Origin of the sequence: Pseudomonas sp. NY15356 (genome assembly GCF_048068175.1) — a bacterium.
Taxonomy (GTDB): Bacteria; Pseudomonadota; Gammaproteobacteria; order Pseudomonadales; family Pseudomonadaceae; genus Aquipseudomonas; species Aquipseudomonas putida_K.
The window spans coordinates 160,900-175,968 of record NZ_JBLUPW010000007.1; the positions used below are offsets into that span (position 1 = coordinate 160,900).

Here is a 15,069-nt window from a genome sequence, read left to right on the forward strand (position 1 = left end):
CGCGCCTACACCGGACCGCACCACCCTGAAGGCCGCGCTGTACCACTGTAGGAGCGGGCTTGCCCCGCGAAAGGGCCGCCAAGCGGCCCCCTGGGCCTTATGCCAAGCTCTTGCTCACCACTTCATACACATCGCTGGACAACGCCCCAGACGCCAGGATTCGCTCCAGCTCGCCACGCATCAACGCCTGGCGTGCATCGTCATACTTGCGCCAGCGGGTCAGCGGCGCCAGCTGGCGCGAAGCGATTTGTGGGTTGAGGGCGTTGAGCTCGATCACCAGGTCCGCCAGGAAGCGGTAGCCCGAGCCGTCGGCGGCATGGAAGTTCACCAGGTTCTGCCCGGCGAAGGCACCGATCAGCGCACGCACCTTGTTCGGGTTCTTCAGGGTGAAGGCCGGGTGCTGCATCAGCGCCTTGACCCGCGCCAGGCCGCCCGGCAGGGGGCTGGCCGCCTGCACGCTGAACCACTGGTCCATGACCAGCGGGTTGTCCTTGAAGTGCTCGGCGAAGGCGTCCAGGGCCTTGGCGCGCTCGGCTTCGAACGGCGAGTTGACCAGCACCGCCAGGGCGGTGAGGCGCTCGGTCATGTTGTCGCACTGGTCGAACTGCTCCAGCGTTGCCGCCAGCACCTCTGGCTTGCCGCTGAGCATCAGGTACGACAGGGCGATGTTCTGCAGGCTGCGCCGGGCGAAGTGCTCGGCCTCGGCGACATAGGCGGTTTTCGCCGACACCTCGCGGTTGGCCTGGTAGCGCGCCCACAGGGCATCGAACAGTTGCTCGGCGATTTGCTTGCGGGCGAACTCACGGGCAGCGTGGATGGCCTCGACGTCGGCCACCTGGCTGATCTCGGTCAGGTACGCCTCGCCTGGCAGCGAGAGCATCTCGGCGACCATCGCCGCGTCCAGCGACGCGTTGCCCAGCACGGTGCCCAGCGCCGTGATCAGGCGCTGGTCGAGCTTGAGCGCCTCGCCGCGCTGATGCTGGCCGATCAACTCCTGCAATACCTGCACCGACAGTTGCTGCCCCGCCTCCCAGCGGTTGAAACCGTCGCTGTCGTGCTGCATGAGGAACATCAGCTGGTCGCGGTCGTAGGGGAAGCTCAGCTTGACCGGCGCGCTGAAGCCGCGCAGCAACGAGGGCAGCGGCTTGGCCGCGATGCCTTCGAAGGTGAAGGTCTGCTCGGCCTCGGTCACCGACAGTACGCGGCTTGTGCCCTGTGGCGCGGCTTCGCCGGCCAGGCGCAGCGGCAGGTCGTTGCCCTGGGCATCGAGCAGGCCCAGCTCGACCGGGATCACGAACGGCAGTTTCTGGGCTTTGTCCGGGGTCTGCGGGCAGCTCTGGCGGAAGGTCAGGCTGTAGCGCTGGGCCGCGGCGTCAAAGGCTTCGCTGACCTCCAGGCGCGGGGTGCCGGCCTGGTTGTACCAGCGCTTGAACTGGGTGAGGTCGACACCGTTGGCGTCTTCCATGGCCTTGATGAAGTCGTCGGTGGTCACCGCCTGGCCATCGTGGCGCTCGAAGTACAGGTCGCTGCCCTTGCGGAAGCCTTCCGCGCCCAGCAGGGTACGCACCATGCGCACCACCTCGGCCCCCTTCTCGTACACAGTCAGGGTGTAGAAGTTGGAAATCTCGATGAAGCTGTCCGGGCGCACCGGGTGGGCCATGGGGCCAGCATCCTCGGCGAACTGGTGGGTTCGCAGGTAGGCCACGTCCTCGATGCGCTTGACCGTGCGCGAGTTCATGTCGGCACTGAACTCGGCATCGCGGAACACCGTGAAGCCTTCCTTGAGCGACAGCTGGAACCAGTCGCGGCAGGTCACGCGGTTGCCCGACCAGTTATGGAAGTATTCGTGGGCCACCACGCCTTCGACGCGCTGGTGGGCGGCATCGGTGGCGGTCTCGGCCCGGGCCAGCACACAGCTGGAGTTGAAGATGTTCAGGCCCTTGTTTTCCATGGCGCCCATGTTGAAGTCGTTGACTGCAACGATCATGAAGATGTCCAGGTCGTACTCGCGGCCATAGACTTCTTCGTCCCAGCGCATGGACTTCTTCAGGCTGACCATGGCGTGGTCGCACTTGTCGATGTTCTCGGGCTCGACATAGATACGCAGGGTCACATCGCGGCCGGACTGGCGGGTGAAGGTGTCCTCGACGCACCACAGGTCACCGGCGACCAGGGCGAACAGGTAGGCCGGCTTCTTGAACGGGTCTTCCCAGGTGGCCCAGTGGCGGCCATCTTCCGACGGGCCGTTGCCGACGGGGTTGCCGTTGGACAGCAACACCGGGTAGCGATGCTGCTCGGCGATCACCGTGGTGGTGAAGGTGCTCATCACGTCCGGGCGATCGAGGTAGTAGGTGATCTTGCGGAACCCCTCGGCCTCGCACTGGGTGCAGAACATCTTGCCGGACTTGTACAGGCCTTCGAGGGCCGTGTTGCTTTCCGGGTGGATCCGCACGCTGGTGTCGAGGGTGAAGCGCTCGGCCTTGGGCTGCAGGGTCAGGCTGTCGTCGTCGAGCTGGTAGTCGCCGGCGGCCAGGGCCTGGTCGTCGAGCTGCACACTCAGCAGCTCCACTTGCTGGCCGTCGAGCACCAGTGGCGGCAGGCCGGCGCCGCGCGCCGGGTTGCGGCGCATGACCAGCTGCGCATGGACCAGGCTGTGGTCCTCGAACAGCTCGAAGGTCAGGTGCGTCTCGTCGATCAGGTACTCGGGCGCCTGGTAGTCCTTGAGGTAGATCACTTGCGGTTGTTCGGTACGCATAGTGCTGGTCCTTTTACTGGTGCACGGCCAACTGGTAGGCCGTGTACTTGCGAATGTTGATCACGCCGGTGTCGAAGATCAGGTACTGGCCCTTGATGCCCAGCAGCGTGCCTTCGGCCACCGGGTCCTTGTCGAGGTTGAAGCTGACGATTTTTTTCGGGTAGGCCTCGACCGGGTAGCGCATCTGGACCACCTCGGCATCGGGTACCGGCTGGATGGCCTGCAGGCCGAAGCGCGCCTGCAGGCCGCGCAGGCCCTCGGCACAGGCATCGAAGATCTGCTCACGGATGGCCGGCAGGTCGAGCACCTCGGCATCGCCCTTGAGCAGCGTGCGCCAGTTGGTGCGGTCCGGCACCTGGCTGCGCAGCAGGTCTTCGACCAGGCCCGACTGCTGCCGGGTGGCCACGCGCATGATCGGCAGGGCCTGGCTGGCGCCCTGGTCGAGCCAGCGCGTAGGCAGTTGCGTGGCACGGGTGATGCCGACCTTGATACCCGACGAGTTGGCCAGGTACACCACATGGTCGGTCATGCAGAACTGTTCGCCCCACGACGGCTCGCGACAGGTGCCGGCGTCGTAATGGCATTTTTCCGGGGCCATGATGCACACGTCGCACTGGGCCAGCTTGGTCATGCAGGGGTAGCAATAGCCCTGGCTGAAGCTGGTCTTGGTGCGCTTGCCGCAATGGGTGCAATGGATGGCGCCAAGGTATTCCAGGCGCACGGTGGACCCGATCAGCGGGTTGACCGGCACCTGCTCCTCACCCAGGCGGAAACTGTATTGAACGACCGGTGCTTCCAGGCGCACCGCCATCTTGCTCAAAGAGCCACGAGCGAGTTCGATCAATGTACCGAGTCCGATTTGAACAGGATGTTGGGGACCGGTGCCGACTTCGACGCGCACTCCTGGGGGCCCATGTAGCCGGTACGCTGCTCCTCGGGCAGGTTCTTCATCTCCCAGGCGATCACCGCCTGCAGGGACAGTTCCTTCTGCTCCGGGGTCAGCTTGCGGCCGTCGGCCCATTTGCCGATTTCCACGGCCAGCTTCAGGCTTTCGTAGATTTCGGGGGTGATGTTCTGGATCATTTGCGCGAACGTGGACATAGCGTCTCCTCAATCAGGCCGACAGTTTACGCCGTGCCAGCGCCCCGCCCAAGAGCCCGGTCAGGCATCCGATGAGCAGCCCGCCGACGTGGGCGGCATTGGCGACCTGGCCGAAGCCGAGCTGGCCGACCACACCCGTCAGGCACACCAACAGCCAGATGAGCATCATCACCAGCACGCCCTTGGGCAGGCTGAACAGGGGGTTGGGCGCCAGCCACTGGTACAGCCACACGTGCCCGAGCAGGCCATAGAGCACGCCGGACAAACCGCCGAACAGGCTGGGGCCGCTGGTGTAGTGCTGGGCAAGGTTCGAGACCAGGCTGAACACCAGGGTCAGGCCCAGCAGCATCCATGGGCCTTGGCGCAGTTCGATGCGCTTGCCCAGCTCCCAGTACCAGAGGGCGTTCATCGCCAGGTGCAGGACGCCGAAATGCAGCAGCATGGGCGATACCAGGCGCCACCATTGCCCTTCGGCCAGGCCCTGGGCCAGCGGGGTGAAGTACAGGTACTCGCCCTGTACACGGAATTCCAGGAAGGTGAACCAACCGATGGTCGACAGATTGTCACCCAGGCCGGTCACGCCGGCCACCACCAGGCACAACAGCAATATGGCGGCAGTGACCTTGCAGGCGTGGGCCTGATCGGCGAGGGATGGCTGGGCCGGGCCGTTCGCGGGTAGGCCCGCACCTTCGATGTCCAGGTCATCGTTGCCTTCGGGGAAGCGCTGGTACAACTGGCGCACGTCGTCGGCCAGCGACTCGGGCACCCAGAGCACCTGCTCCTGGCCCTCCTCGACCACCCGGTGCGGCACCTGCAGGCGCCGCAGCATCCGCACGAAACCGCCCAGGTCCACTGCCAGCGGCAGGCGCATCGCCTCGACCACGTTCATTGGTTGGCCTGCGGGCGGTCGACATCGACCCAGACGAACTTGTGCGGGTCGATGCGGGTTTCGTCGTCCAGGCGGTAGGCCGCCAGCTTGCCGTAGAGCACCGCGCTGTAGTCCAGGCAGGCCAGGTTGGCGCGGATCGGCGCGGGTCGGCCGCTGCGCCAGTAATGGCCGACGAACAGCAAAGGCTCGTCCTCGCCGTAACGCAGCAGGGCATTCTTCTCGCTGTGGCTCAAGGGTGTGCGGGCCACTTCCTCGGGCAGGGCGTCGGGCTGGAACACGATATCTCCGTAGGTCTGTGGGTCTTCTTCCCAGAACTTGGTGCGGAAGAAGGCACGGGTCAGGCCATCGCCACCGGTCAGCGTCAGGCCGTCCGGCAGGCGCATGTCGGTGCCGCGCAGCAGGCGGTTGCACACGGTGGCGGCGAAGCTGCCGGACACCGCCGAGGCCTGGATGAAGTGTTCGTCGATGCACCCGTCGGGGTATTCCCGGCGCAGCGGCTCGATCAGGCGAGGGTCCCAGCAGGCATGCACCAGGCGGAAACGGCCAGCGTCGACGAACAGCGGCAAGGTGTAGAACCACTCGAGGAAGTCATGCCAGTCGCCCGGGTGCTGGGCGAACTGGGTCAGGGTTTCGTCGATCAGGCGGGCATGGCGGGGCGTATGCTCGCGCACGTAGGCCTTGCCACTGCCGGGCAACGCCGGGGTGACCCAAGCCAGGGCGTTGTATTCATGGTTGCCCATGATGCAGAACCCTTGGCCGGCCTCGACCATGTCATGGACGATGTGCAGCGCCTCGCGGATACGCGGGCCGCGGTCGACGATGTCGCCCAGGAACAGCGCCTGGCGCCACGGGTGGCGCCAGACACCGCCGATGCGCTTGTAGCCAAGGGTGTCGAGCAGGCGTTCCAGGGTCAGGGCACAACCGTGGACATCGCCGATGATGTCGAAACTTCGCGCCGGATCGAGCATCAGTCGCCTCCACCACCCAAACGGCTGCCCCAGCCGAGTTTGGTGCGGCAGACCTCGTAGTAGTTGTGGTCCAGCGGATGGATCAGGCGCAGCTTCTGCGGTTTCTTGCACACCGTGATGGTATCGCCCGGCGCGCAGGTGAAATGGTTCTGGCCATCGCAGGACACCTGCGGGTAGATCGTCAGGTCTTGCGACACCACGATCTTCAGTTCGCTGTTGCCGTCCACCACGATCGGCCGCCCGGAGAGGGTGTGCGGGTACATCGGCACGATGACGATGGCGTCGAGCTTGGGGTGCATGATCGGCCCGCCAGCGGATAACGCGTAGGCGGTGGAGCCGGTGGGGGTGGCGACGATCAGGCCGTCGGCCTTCTGGCTGCAGACGAACTGGCCATCGATGTAGATTTCGAATTCGATCATCCGCGTCGACTTGCCCGGGTGCAGCACCACGTCGTTGAGCGCATCGCCCTGGCCTATGGCCTCGTTGTGGCGGCGCACCTCGGCCTGGAGCAGGAAGCGGTTTTCCACCAGGTAATGGCCGTCGAGCACCTCGGCGACCTTGACCTCGAGCTCATCGGGGCGAATGTCGGTGAGGAACCCCAGGCTGCCACGGTTGATGCCCAGCACCGGGATGTTGTGCCGGGCCAGGGCGCGGGCTGCGCCCAGCAGGCTGCCGTCGCCACCGACCACGATGACCAGGTCGCACACCTCGCCCAGCAGCTTGCGCGTGGAGGTCTGCAGACCATGGCCGGGCAGCACTTCGGCGATGGTGTCCTCGAGGATCACGTGCAGGTGGCGCTCGAGCAGGAATTTTTTCAGCCGGCGAATGGTGTCGAGCACCTGGGAGCTGCCAAGGCGTCCGATGATACCGATATTGCGAAATTGCTCCATGGGGCTCCTGCGAGGCTCTGCGGCGGGTGACGGGTGGCCGGTGCGGCCTCGGGGATTATGGGCGAAACGACCGGCCAGCGGCAAACCGGCTATGCTCGCGGGATGATGCCGTTCGCCGATCTTCACGCCCTGCCCTGCCAACTGCGCCGCCCTGCGGTGCGCGACCTGGCATGGGTATTGGTGTCGCCACCTTTGCTCGGCCAGCCGCCCTGCGCGCAACGCCACCCGCTGGCCGCCAGTGCCTGGGCGCATGACCCCGCGCGCCTGCGCCAATGGTTGCTGGCGCTGGATCAGAACGACCGGCCGCTGCGCGACTGGCTCGCCCGCCTCACCAGCCACCGCCTGGGCCAGTACTACGAAAGCCTGTGGCAGTTCGCCCTGGGCCAGGCGCCCGGCATCGAGTTGCTGGCGGCCAACCTGCCGATCCGTGAAGGCGGGCATACCCTCGGGGAGCTGGATATCATCCTGCGTGACCGAGAGGGTGTGCACCATCTGGAACTGGCCATCAAGCTCTACCTCGGGCCACCTGGCGGGGATGGCCACGACCCGGCGCATTGGCTGGGCCCGGGCTGCCACGACCGGCTGGACCGCAAGCTGAACCACCTGGCCGGGCACCAACTGCCCATTTCGGCCAGTGCCCAGAGCCGCACGGCCCTGGCGCTGCTGGGCGTGAGCGAGGTTCATGCGCATGCCTGGCTCGGTGGCTACCTGTTCTACCCCTGGCCGAGGCATGCGCAAGCGCCGGTCGGCGCCGATCCACACCATCTGCGTGGGCGCTGGCTGCATCGAAGCGATTGGGACAGTTACCGGCAAGCCAGCCCCGCCGGGCGCTGGCAGCCTCTGGCCCGGCATGCCTGGCTGGCGCCTGCGCGGATCGAGGCGCACGCGTGCTGGTCGCCTATGCAATTCGACGCTTGGCTTGGCGAACTGGATAGCCAGGCGCCGGCGCACATGCTGGTCCGTTTGGAAGACGCCGGAAACGGTAACTGGGAGGAAGCCGAGCGCTTGTTCCTGGTCGCGGATGATTGGCCCTACCTACCGGCTTGATGGCTGTCACTGCTCCTGTAGGAGCGGGCTTGGCCTGCGATTGGGCCAGCATTGCCAAGATCAATTTCAAAGACCTGGCTCAAAGAAAAATCCTCAGCGAACGATTAGAGTTGCAATCAAGCGCCACAAAGAGCGCTCCCCCGCCCTGATGATGAGGACTACCCATGGTTTCACCCGCCCCCTCGACGCACTACGCGCGCCTCTCGATCACCCTGCACTGGCTCATGCTGGTACTGCTGGCCGCCGTCTATGCCACCATCGAGCTGCGCGGCCTGTTTCCCAAGGACAGCGCCGAACGCAACCTGATGAAGGACATGCACTTCATGCTGGGCCTGACGGTGTTCATCCTGGTCTGGCTGCGCCTGGCCATGCGCCTGATCCGCCCTGCCCCGCCGATCCTGCCCAAGCCACCGGCCTGGCAGACGGGCCTGGCGCACCTGGTGCACGTACTGCTGTACCTGATGATGATCGGCCTGCCCGTGGCAGGCTGGTTGATCCTGAGCGCCGCCGACAAGCCGATCCCCTTCTACGGCCTCGAGCTTCCGGCATTGACCGCCCCGGATACAGACCTGGCCAAGTTCATCAAAGGCTGGCATGAACGCATCGGTAGCTGGGGTTACTGGCTGATCGGCGTGCACGCCGTGGCCGGCCTCTACCATCACTACGTCCAGCGCGACAACACGCTGGTGCGCATGCTGCCTCACCGGTAGCCGCGACGCCCCTGCAGCCCACCGGTATGCAGGAAGATCAGGCGCGTGCCAGGCGCAAAGCGCCCGGCCGCGACCTGGTCTCGCAAGGCCATCAAGGCCTTGCCGGTGTATACGGCCTCCAGCGGCACGCCGCTGTGACGCTCGCTCTCGTCGATGAAGGCCAGCAGTTCATCGTCGAAGCGACCGAACCCGCCCCGGCAGGCGTCGTGCAGTTCATGGCCGCCGTACACCAACCCGGCGAGGTTCTGCTCGACGCCATGGCCACGCGGCACTGCCAATGCGCCATGTACCGTCCGGCCGCCAGCTTCGGCGAGCACCAGGCCCGCCAGAGTGGTACCCGTGCCGACCGCCAGCCACCACCCGTCATGGCCTGCCCAGCCCATGCTTCCCAGCTGCGCCCTCGCCTGCTCGACGATCAACCGGCAGCCCTCGGCACCGGCCAGCCCGGCACCGCCTTCGGGAATGCAGTGCCAGCCCGGGTAACGTGCTTGCCAGGGCGCCCAAAAGCCTGCCTGGTGACGTTCGCGGTAACCGCCATAGCCCAGCCAGTGCAACTCCATGCCCAAGGCTTGCAAGTCACGCACCGTGGGGGTGTCCTGCGCGTGGCCACGCAACAGCCCGGCGGTGGCGAAGCCGAAGCGCTTGCCTGCTGCTGCCAGGGCATGAAGATGATTGGAATGATTGCCCCCCAGGCTGATCAGGCCCGGTGCGCCGGCGGCCTGGGCCTCGAGCAGGTGATGGCGCAGCTTGAACCATTTGTTGCCACTGACCAGCGGGTCGATGAGGTCCAGGCGCAGCACCGCGACCTCGACACCGGCTTGGTCGAGCCAGGGCAAGGGCAATGGTTGCAACGGAGCTTGGGGAAGGTTGGCGAAGGTTTCGGACATCGGGCGAGTATATCAACAGCCTGGCCCGGCGATTGGGCCGCACAGCGGCCCGTTCCAACCGGCCGATCACAACTGCGCAGCCAACCTCGACCCCTGGTTGATCGCCCGCTTGGCATCGAGCTCCGCCGCCACATCGGCGCCGCCGATCAAATGCACCGATTGCCCCGCCGCCACCAACCCGTCGTACAACTCGCGCAACGGTTCCTGGCCCGCGCAGATCACCACGTTGTCCACCGCCAGCACGTGCGGCTCGCCCTCACCGATGCGTACATGCAGGCCATCGTTGTCGATCGCCAGGTACTCGACGCTGTTGAGCATCTGCACCTGCTTGTTCTTCAGGCCCGTGCGGTGGATCCAACCGGTGGTCTTGCCCAGGCCATCGCCCACCTTGGATTTCTTGCGCTGCAGCAGGTACACCTGGCGGGCCGGCGCGTGCGGTTCGGCCTTGATGCCTGCGACGCCGCCCCGGGCCTCGAGACGGGTATCGATGCCCCACTCCTTCCAGAACGCCTGGCGGTCCTGGCTGGTGGCCACGCCCTCATGCACCAGATACTCGGACACGTCGAAGCCGATCCCCCCCGCACCGATCACCGCCACCCGCTTGCCCACCGGCTTGCGCTCGAGCAGCACGTCCAGGTAGGTCAACACCTTGGCATGCTCGATGCCCGGAATCGCCGGCGTACGCGGGCTAATGCCGGTGGCGAGAATGATTTCATCAAAACCGCCCGCCACCAACTCATCGACCCCGACCCGAGTATTCAGGCGCAGGTCGACACCGGTGCGCGCCACCTTGTTGCGGAAGTAACGCAGGGTTTCATGGAACTCTTCCTTGCCAGGCACACGTTTGGCGACATTGAACTGCCCGCCGATTTCACTGGCACTGTCGAACAGCGTCACTTGGTGGCCGCGTTCGGCGGCCACGGTAGCCGCGGCCAGACCTGCGGGGCCCGCACCGACCACGGCGATGCGCTTGATCTGGGTGACTGGGAGGTAGTTGAGCTCGGTCTCGTGGCAGGCACGAGGGTTGACCAGGCAACTGGTGAGCTTGCCCGCGAAGGTGTGGTCCAGGCAGGCCTGGTTACAACCGATGCAGGTGTTGATCTCGTCGCTGTGGCCTGCGGCGGCCTTGTTGACGAACTCCGGGTCAGCCAGGAAAGGCCGGGCCATGGACACCATGTCAGCATCGCCCTCGGCCAGCACTGCTTCGGCCACCTCGGGGGTGTTGATGCGGTTGGTGGTGATCAGCGGAATGCTCACAGCGCCACGCAACTTGGCGGTCACTTTGGTGAAAGCCGCGCGCGGCACCTTGGTGGCAATGGTCGGAATACGCGCCTCGTGCCAGCCGATACCGGTGTTGATCAAGGTAGCCCCGGCCTGCTCGATGGCCTTGGCCAGTTGCACGATCTCGTCCCAGGTGCTGCCCCCTTCCACCAGGTCGAGCATCGACAGGCGGAAGATGATGATGAATTCGGTCCCTACTGCCTCACGCACCCGGCGCACGATTTCCACGGCCAGGCGCATGCGGTTCTCGTAGCTGCCGCCCCAACGGTCGGTACGCTGATTGGTATGGGCGGCGAGGAACTGGTTGATGAAGTAGCCTTCCGACCCCATGATCTCGACGCCATCGTAGCCCGCGCGCTGGGCCAGCGTGGCACAGTTGACGAAGTCTGCGATCTGCTTTTCGATGCCCTGCTCGTCCAGTTCCTTGGGTTTGAAGGGGTTGATCGGCGCCTGGATGGCGCTGGGCGCGACCTGGCGGGGGCTATAGGCGTAACGCCCGGCGTGGAGGATCTGCAGGCAGATCTTGCCACCCGCGGCATGCACGGCCTCGGTGACGATCCGGTGCTTGTCGGCCTCCTCCTCGGTACTGAGCTTGGCCGCGCCGGAATACACGCCGCCTTCGTCGTTCGGCGCGATACCACCGGTGACCATCAGGCCAACGCCGCCGCGGGCACGTTCAGCGAAATACGCCGCCATGCGCTCGAAGCCGCCCGGGCGCTCTTCCAGGCCGGTGTGCATCGAGCCCATCAGGGTGCGGTTGCGCAGGGTGGTGAAGCCCAGGTCCAGCGGGGCCAGCAAGTGCGGGTAACGGTCGGCAGCCATGGATGAACTCCCTATCAGGCGTGATCACGGTATGCGGGCGCCTCGCAGGCCCCGTCGTTTGTCTGGCCCTGACATTAAACGGGCGTTTGATCGTGCTCAATGATCGAAAGTGACAACTTGTTGATCCTGATATACAGCAGGTCTACCCTAGGACACCCTTGATTAGAAAGGTGCCCTGGCCGCCTCATGCGAAAACTCCTGGCAAGCGCCCTGGCGCTGGTAATGATCGCCGCGCTCTGCGGCTACGGTTTCTGGACCCTGCAGCGGCCGGAAGGCCACTACCTGTCCGACCTGCGCATCGAACTGGCGCTCAACCATGGCGTGCCGGGCGAGCATGGCAACCTGCTGGGGGTCGAACCCCTGCTCTACCCGGGCGACTACCAGAACCTGCAGCGCTTGCACCGCAAGCTGTCGGCCTACCTGGAGCAGGCCCGGGCCCAGGGCCTGGTGGGGCCGCGCACCGTGGTCGTGTTGCCCGAACACATCGGCACCTGGCTGTGGGCCCGCGGCGAAAAGAACGAGCTGTACCAGGTGACCCAGCGCCGGGAAGCCTGGCAATGGCTGGAGCTGAGCAACCCACTGCGCTACGGCCTGGCCATGCTCACCGCCACGGGCGACGACCGCCGCGCCGACGCCCACCTGCGCATGAAAGCCGAGCAGATGGCCCGCGACTATCAACAACTGTTCGGTGGCCTGGCCAAGGAATTCGGTGTAACGCTGGTGGCAGGCTCCATCGTACTTCCCGCTCCATACGTGGACCGCGGCATCCTGCACCCTGGCAGCGGCCCGCTGTTCAACAGCAGCCTGGTGTTCGGGGCCGACGGCACCGTGCTCGGCCAACCGCAGCGCCAGCAGTATCCCGACAGCGAAGTGCGTCGCTACATCCATGATGGCCGCCAGCACCCGCTGCAGGTCATCCAGACCCCGGCCGGGCGCCTGGGCGTGCTGGTGGGCAGCGACAGCTGGTACCCGGAAAACTACCAGCAGTTGGCCCGCCAATCGGTGGAGCTGATCGCCAACCCGGTGTTCCTCACCGGCAAGCACACCTGGAATGCTCCCTGGCGTGGCAATCGCCACCAGGATGCGGCCAGTGCACTGCCATTGCAGCGCGGCGAGGTCGATGAACAGGCTGCCTGGCAGCGCCTGACCCTGACTGCCAACGCCAGCACGCCCAGCCTGAGCGTGTTCCTGCGCGGCCAGTTCTGGGAGCAGGGCAGCGACGGCCAGGGCTTTGCCAACCAGGCAGGCCAGCACCTGGCCGGCAACCCCAGCCAGGGTGCCCGTCTGCTCAACCTCTGGCTGTGATCGATGGCCCGGCCACGCGTGCGCCTGGGTGACCTCTCGGTAGGCTTCGTCCAGCCCCTGGGCGAGGCGCTGGAGCAGCTGGGGCACGACCCGGCGCCCTTGCTGCGCCGCTACGGCCTGGACGCCTCCCGCCTGGCCGAGGCCGGTGCACGTTTGTCGATTCCGCGCTACATGCACTTGGGCCATGCCGCTATCGAACTGTGTGGCGAGCCGGCACTGGGGCTGCGCATGGGCCGCGCGAGCCGCCTGGCCCAGGCGGGGCTGGCGGGCATAACCGCGGCCCAGGCCCCGACCCTGGGCGATGCCGCGCGCACGCTGCTGCGCTTCGAACCCTTATATGCGGCCAACTACCGTGGCCAGTCGAGTTTTCTCGAAGACCGCCAGGGCGCCTGGCTGCGCTTCTACTCGATCAGCCCCTACAACGCCTACAACCGTTTCGTGGTCGATTCGCTGCTGGCCGGCTGGCTGGCGCAGCTGTCGCAGCTGGCGGGCGTGCCGGTACAGGCCGAGCGGATGGACATCGAGTTCGAGGCGCCCAGCTATGCCGCGCAGTACCAACCCCTGTGCGTGACCCCCGTGCAGTTCGCAGCCGTCAACAACCAGCTGCGGCTGGACCGCGCGACCCTCGAGCTGCCCAACCCCGAGCATTGCCCCAGCACCTGGCACCACCTGCTGCAGCTATGCGAAGCAGAGCTGGCCCAGCGCACGCGCGTGCGCAGCCTGGGTGAACGCATCACCCACCTGCTGGGCCCCCTACTCAATGGCGGCCAGGAACCGGATCTGGAAGCGGTGGCGCGCCACCTGCAGCTGCCGACCTGGACGCTGCGGCGCAAGCTGGCCGAAGAAGGCACACGCTTTCGCAACCTGCTCAACGATACACGCCGCGACTTGGCCGAGACCTATATCCGCGATACGCAGCTGGCCTTCGGCGAAATCGCCTATCTGCTGGGGTTTGCCTCGGCCGAGGCCTTCCAGCGCGCATTCAAGCGCTGGACCGGCATCACGCCCGGCGCGTTTCGCCGCAACCAGCGGCGGGAGGGTCAGAGCTCGGTAGCGTCGTCTGCCGGCTCCATCGGGTCCAATTCGTAGGCCTGGAATTCGAGCAGTTCTTCCTGGTAATCGTCCATCGCTGCATCCTCGTCAGTCATTCATCGGTCGGGTCATGCCGCCACGCTAAGCGCATTGGATGAACGCATCATGACAACGTGGTAGACGATGAGCACTGTGGGAACGGATTTACCCGCGCCCATAAAGGCCAATGAGTACCCGCCCCTACAGGAATGGACAATTACAACGGCGCGGGTGGCGCCTCGGTCACAGGCGCCTCTTGCTGCACTTCGATCGGCGCAGGCTCGGCAGGCGGGGCGATGGGCTGGGAGCCCTGGCTGTCGTCCACGACCGGAGCGGCCTGTACTTCGCTGGCAGGCGCAGTCGTGACGGGTGCCTCGACCACAGGCGCAGGAGCCGGTGCTTCGACGGCAACCGGTGCCGGGGCCGGCTGGGCAGTGGACGCCTGCTCAGGCAACCCCAGGGCAGGCGCCGGTTGCTCAGGCGCGGGCTTGGGCGCTTCCACCTTCGGCTCGGCCTTCTCCACCTTCTTCGACTTGGGCAGGTAGCTTTCCACCAACGCGAAGTAGCGCTCATAGAACTGCGGCGCAGTGACCGTCTCGCTGGCCACCTTGACCATCGAATCGTCGCTCGAACCAATGGGCATGGACACCGACCCCAGCACCCCCACCCCCAGGCTGGCCGACGTATTGGATTTTTTCAGGGCGTAGCGGTCCTGCAAGGCGTTGGCGAACATGGTGGAACGCTGTTCGTCATTGGTGTCCGGTGCGCAGGTAACATTGAAGCTGATCTGCAGATGGTTGTCGCTGTTCTGCTGGAAGCTCTTGTTGCCCGCGATCTGGTTGGGGCCGCTGCTGGTGATGATGTAACCCTGGCTGAGCAGCGCACGACGGGCGGCCTCGCAGGAGCCCGCCTCGCTCACCGGAAAGCTGCGCGAAAAGGTGCCCGAATCATCGAAGTTTTCGTGCTCGTAGATGGCGGGCTTTTTCGAGGAACAACCGGACACGCCCGCCAGCACAAGGGCCAGCCCGAGCGCACCGAAGACGGAAGATCTGGACATCTTGGATTCCGGAGAAAAGGACAAACGGTGTGTATTGTGCAACACAAGAACGCTCACTGAAACTGCGGCGCTGGCCTGATCGAGCAAAATTCATCATTGCATGCCGGGCTGGGTGCAGAAAACGAAAAAGCGACCCGAGGGTCGCTTTTTCGTAGGCTTCGAGGTGTTCAAGGGACCTCGAGGCGAAGATGGCGCAGCGGACGGGACTCGAACCCGCGACCCCCGGCGTGACAGGCCGGTATTCTAACCGACTGAACTACCGCTGCGTATCGTTCAGGCTTACGCC

Annotated in this window: 13 protein-coding genes and 1 tRNA gene; 4 read left to right on the plus strand and 10 right to left on the minus strand. The window is 65.6% G+C overall.

The annotated features are described in order from the left end of the window. Positions 1 to 97 precede the first annotated feature (97 nt). From pepN to ACNFCI_RS08390, 6 genes are read right to left on the minus strand one after another with little or no spacing between them, the layout of a single operon-like run. Positions 98 to 2,755, minus strand: coding sequence for an aminopeptidase N (gene pepN, locus ACNFCI_RS08365; RefSeq protein ID WP_416767812.1), 2,658 nt, complete (start codon positions 2,753 to 2,755; stop codon positions 98 to 100). 13 nt (positions 2,756 to 2,768) lie between these two features. Then, the gene (locus ACNFCI_RS08370) at positions 2,769 to 3,599 is read right to left on the minus strand and encodes a DUF2797 domain-containing protein (RefSeq protein ID WP_084855075.1); all 831 of its coding nucleotides are present in this window, start codon (positions 3,597 to 3,599) and stop codon (positions 2,769 to 2,771) included. Then, positions 3,596 to 3,856 carry a YeaC family protein gene (locus ACNFCI_RS08375; RefSeq protein ID WP_084855074.1) on the minus strand — a complete coding sequence of 87 codons (261 nt, stop codon included), beginning with the start codon at positions 3,854 to 3,856 and terminating at the stop codon, positions 3,596 to 3,598. Before ACNFCI_RS08375 ends, ACNFCI_RS08370 begins: the two co-directional genes overlap by 4 nt. A gap of 13 nt (positions 3,857 to 3,869) precedes the next feature. Further along, a complete protein-coding gene (locus tag ACNFCI_RS08380; RefSeq protein ID WP_084855073.1) occupies positions 3,870 to 4,745 on the minus strand; it encodes a rhomboid family intramembrane serine protease in 876 nt (291 codons plus the stop codon). After that, complete coding sequence (locus ACNFCI_RS08385) at positions 4,742 to 5,713, minus strand: metallophosphoesterase (protein WP_084855072.1); 972 nt, start codon at positions 5,711 to 5,713, stop codon at positions 4,742 to 4,744. The genes ACNFCI_RS08380 and ACNFCI_RS08385 overlap by 4 nt, the downstream gene beginning before the upstream one ends. Continuing rightward, entirely contained in the window at positions 5,713 to 6,603 is an 891-nt protein-coding gene (locus ACNFCI_RS08390) for an NAD(+) kinase (protein WP_084855071.1), read from the minus strand. Before ACNFCI_RS08390 ends, ACNFCI_RS08385 begins: the two co-directional genes overlap by 1 nt. A 57-nt stretch (positions 6,604 to 6,660) precedes the next feature. On the opposite strand from ACNFCI_RS08390, the gene ACNFCI_RS08395 reads away from it, so the two are divergent. Both ACNFCI_RS08395 and ACNFCI_RS08400 read left to right on the plus strand, forming a co-directional pair. Next, on the plus strand, positions 6,661 to 7,650 hold the full coding sequence (locus ACNFCI_RS08395; RefSeq protein ID WP_368829245.1) for a DUF1853 family protein: 990 nt from the start codon (positions 6,661 to 6,663) through the stop codon (positions 7,648 to 7,650). 164 nt (positions 7,651 to 7,814) lie between these two features. After that, on the plus strand, positions 7,815 to 8,360 hold the full coding sequence (locus ACNFCI_RS08400) for a cytochrome b (RefSeq protein ID WP_084855069.1): 546 nt from the start codon (positions 7,815 to 7,817) through the stop codon (positions 8,358 to 8,360). On the opposite strand, the gene ACNFCI_RS08405 is transcribed toward ACNFCI_RS08400, so the two are convergent. Both ACNFCI_RS08405 and ACNFCI_RS08410 read right to left on the minus strand, forming a co-directional pair. Beyond that, on the minus strand, positions 8,351 to 9,247 hold the full coding sequence (locus tag ACNFCI_RS08405) for a 1-aminocyclopropane-1-carboxylate deaminase/D-cysteine desulfhydrase (protein ID WP_084855068.1): 897 nt from the start codon (positions 9,245 to 9,247) through the stop codon (positions 8,351 to 8,353). The two genes, ACNFCI_RS08400 and ACNFCI_RS08405, sit on opposite strands and share 10 nt — an antisense overlap. A gap of 66 nt (positions 9,248 to 9,313) precedes the next feature. Then, on the minus strand, positions 9,314 to 11,350 hold the full coding sequence (locus tag ACNFCI_RS08410) for an NADPH-dependent 2,4-dienoyl-CoA reductase (RefSeq protein ID WP_084855067.1): 2,037 nt from the start codon (positions 11,348 to 11,350) through the stop codon (positions 9,314 to 9,316). 186 nt (positions 11,351 to 11,536) lie between these two features. Here ACNFCI_RS08410 and ACNFCI_RS08415 point away from each other — a divergent pair, with 186 nt between their 5' ends. Next, positions 11,537 to 12,655, plus strand: coding sequence for a carbon-nitrogen hydrolase family protein (locus ACNFCI_RS08415; protein WP_084855066.1), 1,119 nt, complete (start codon positions 11,537 to 11,539; stop codon positions 12,653 to 12,655). Positions 12,656 to 12,658: 3 nt separating this feature from the next. Further along, complete coding sequence (locus tag ACNFCI_RS08420) at positions 12,659 to 13,744, plus strand: AraC family transcriptional regulator ligand-binding domain-containing protein (RefSeq protein WP_368829246.1); 1,086 nt, start codon at positions 12,659 to 12,661, stop codon at positions 13,742 to 13,744. Between the two features lie 199 nt (positions 13,745 to 13,943). On the opposite strand, the gene ACNFCI_RS08425 is transcribed toward ACNFCI_RS08420, so the two are convergent. Beyond that, on the minus strand, positions 13,944 to 14,783 hold the full coding sequence (locus ACNFCI_RS08425) for a DUF2242 domain-containing protein (RefSeq protein WP_368829247.1): 840 nt from the start codon (positions 14,781 to 14,783) through the stop codon (positions 13,944 to 13,946). A 189-nt stretch (positions 14,784 to 14,972) separates the two neighbouring features. Next, a tRNA-Asp gene (locus tag ACNFCI_RS08430) sits at positions 14,973 to 15,049 on the minus strand. Positions 15,050 to 15,069: the final 20 nt, after the last annotated feature.

What these genes read in the sequence shown, in the direction of transcription:
- pepN (WP_416767812.1), bottom strand. Translation starts at nt 2,755, where the DNA reads ATGCGTACCGAACAACCGCAAGTGATCTACCTCAAGGACTACCAGGCG.
- ACNFCI_RS08375 (WP_084855074.1), bottom strand. Translation starts at nt 3,856, where the DNA reads ATGTCCACGTTCGCGCAAATGATCCAGAACATCACCCCCGAAATCTAC.
- ACNFCI_RS08380 (WP_084855073.1), bottom strand. Translation starts at nt 4,745, where the DNA reads ATGAACGTGGTCGAGGCGATGCGCCTGCCGCTGGCAGTGGACCTGGGC.
- ACNFCI_RS08385 (WP_084855072.1), bottom strand. Translation starts at nt 5,713, where the DNA reads ATGCTCGATCCGGCGCGAAGTTTCGACATCATCGGCGATGTCCACGGT.
- ACNFCI_RS08390 (WP_084855071.1), bottom strand. Translation starts at nt 6,603, where the DNA reads ATGGAGCAATTTCGCAATATCGGTATCATCGGACGCCTTGGCAGCTCC.
- ACNFCI_RS08395 (WP_368829245.1), top strand. Translation starts at nt 6,661, where the DNA reads ATGGGCGAAACGACCGGCCAGCGGCAAACCGGCTATGCTCGCGGGATG.
- ACNFCI_RS08400 (WP_084855069.1), top strand. Translation starts at nt 7,815, where the DNA reads ATGGTTTCACCCGCCCCCTCGACGCACTACGCGCGCCTCTCGATCACC.
- ACNFCI_RS08405 (WP_084855068.1), bottom strand. Translation starts at nt 9,247, where the DNA reads ATGTCCGAAACCTTCGCCAACCTTCCCCAAGCTCCGTTGCAACCATTG.
- ACNFCI_RS08410 (WP_084855067.1), bottom strand. Translation starts at nt 11,350, where the DNA reads ATGGCTGCCGACCGTTACCCGCACTTGCTGGCCCCGCTGGACCTGGGC.
- ACNFCI_RS08415 (WP_084855066.1), top strand. Translation starts at nt 11,537, where the DNA reads ATGCGAAAACTCCTGGCAAGCGCCCTGGCGCTGGTAATGATCGCCGCG.
- ACNFCI_RS08420 (WP_368829246.1), top strand. Translation starts at nt 12,659, where the DNA reads ATGGCCCGGCCACGCGTGCGCCTGGGTGACCTCTCGGTAGGCTTCGTC.
- ACNFCI_RS08425 (WP_368829247.1), bottom strand. Translation starts at nt 14,783, where the DNA reads ATGTCCAGATCTTCCGTCTTCGGTGCGCTCGGGCTGGCCCTTGTGCTG.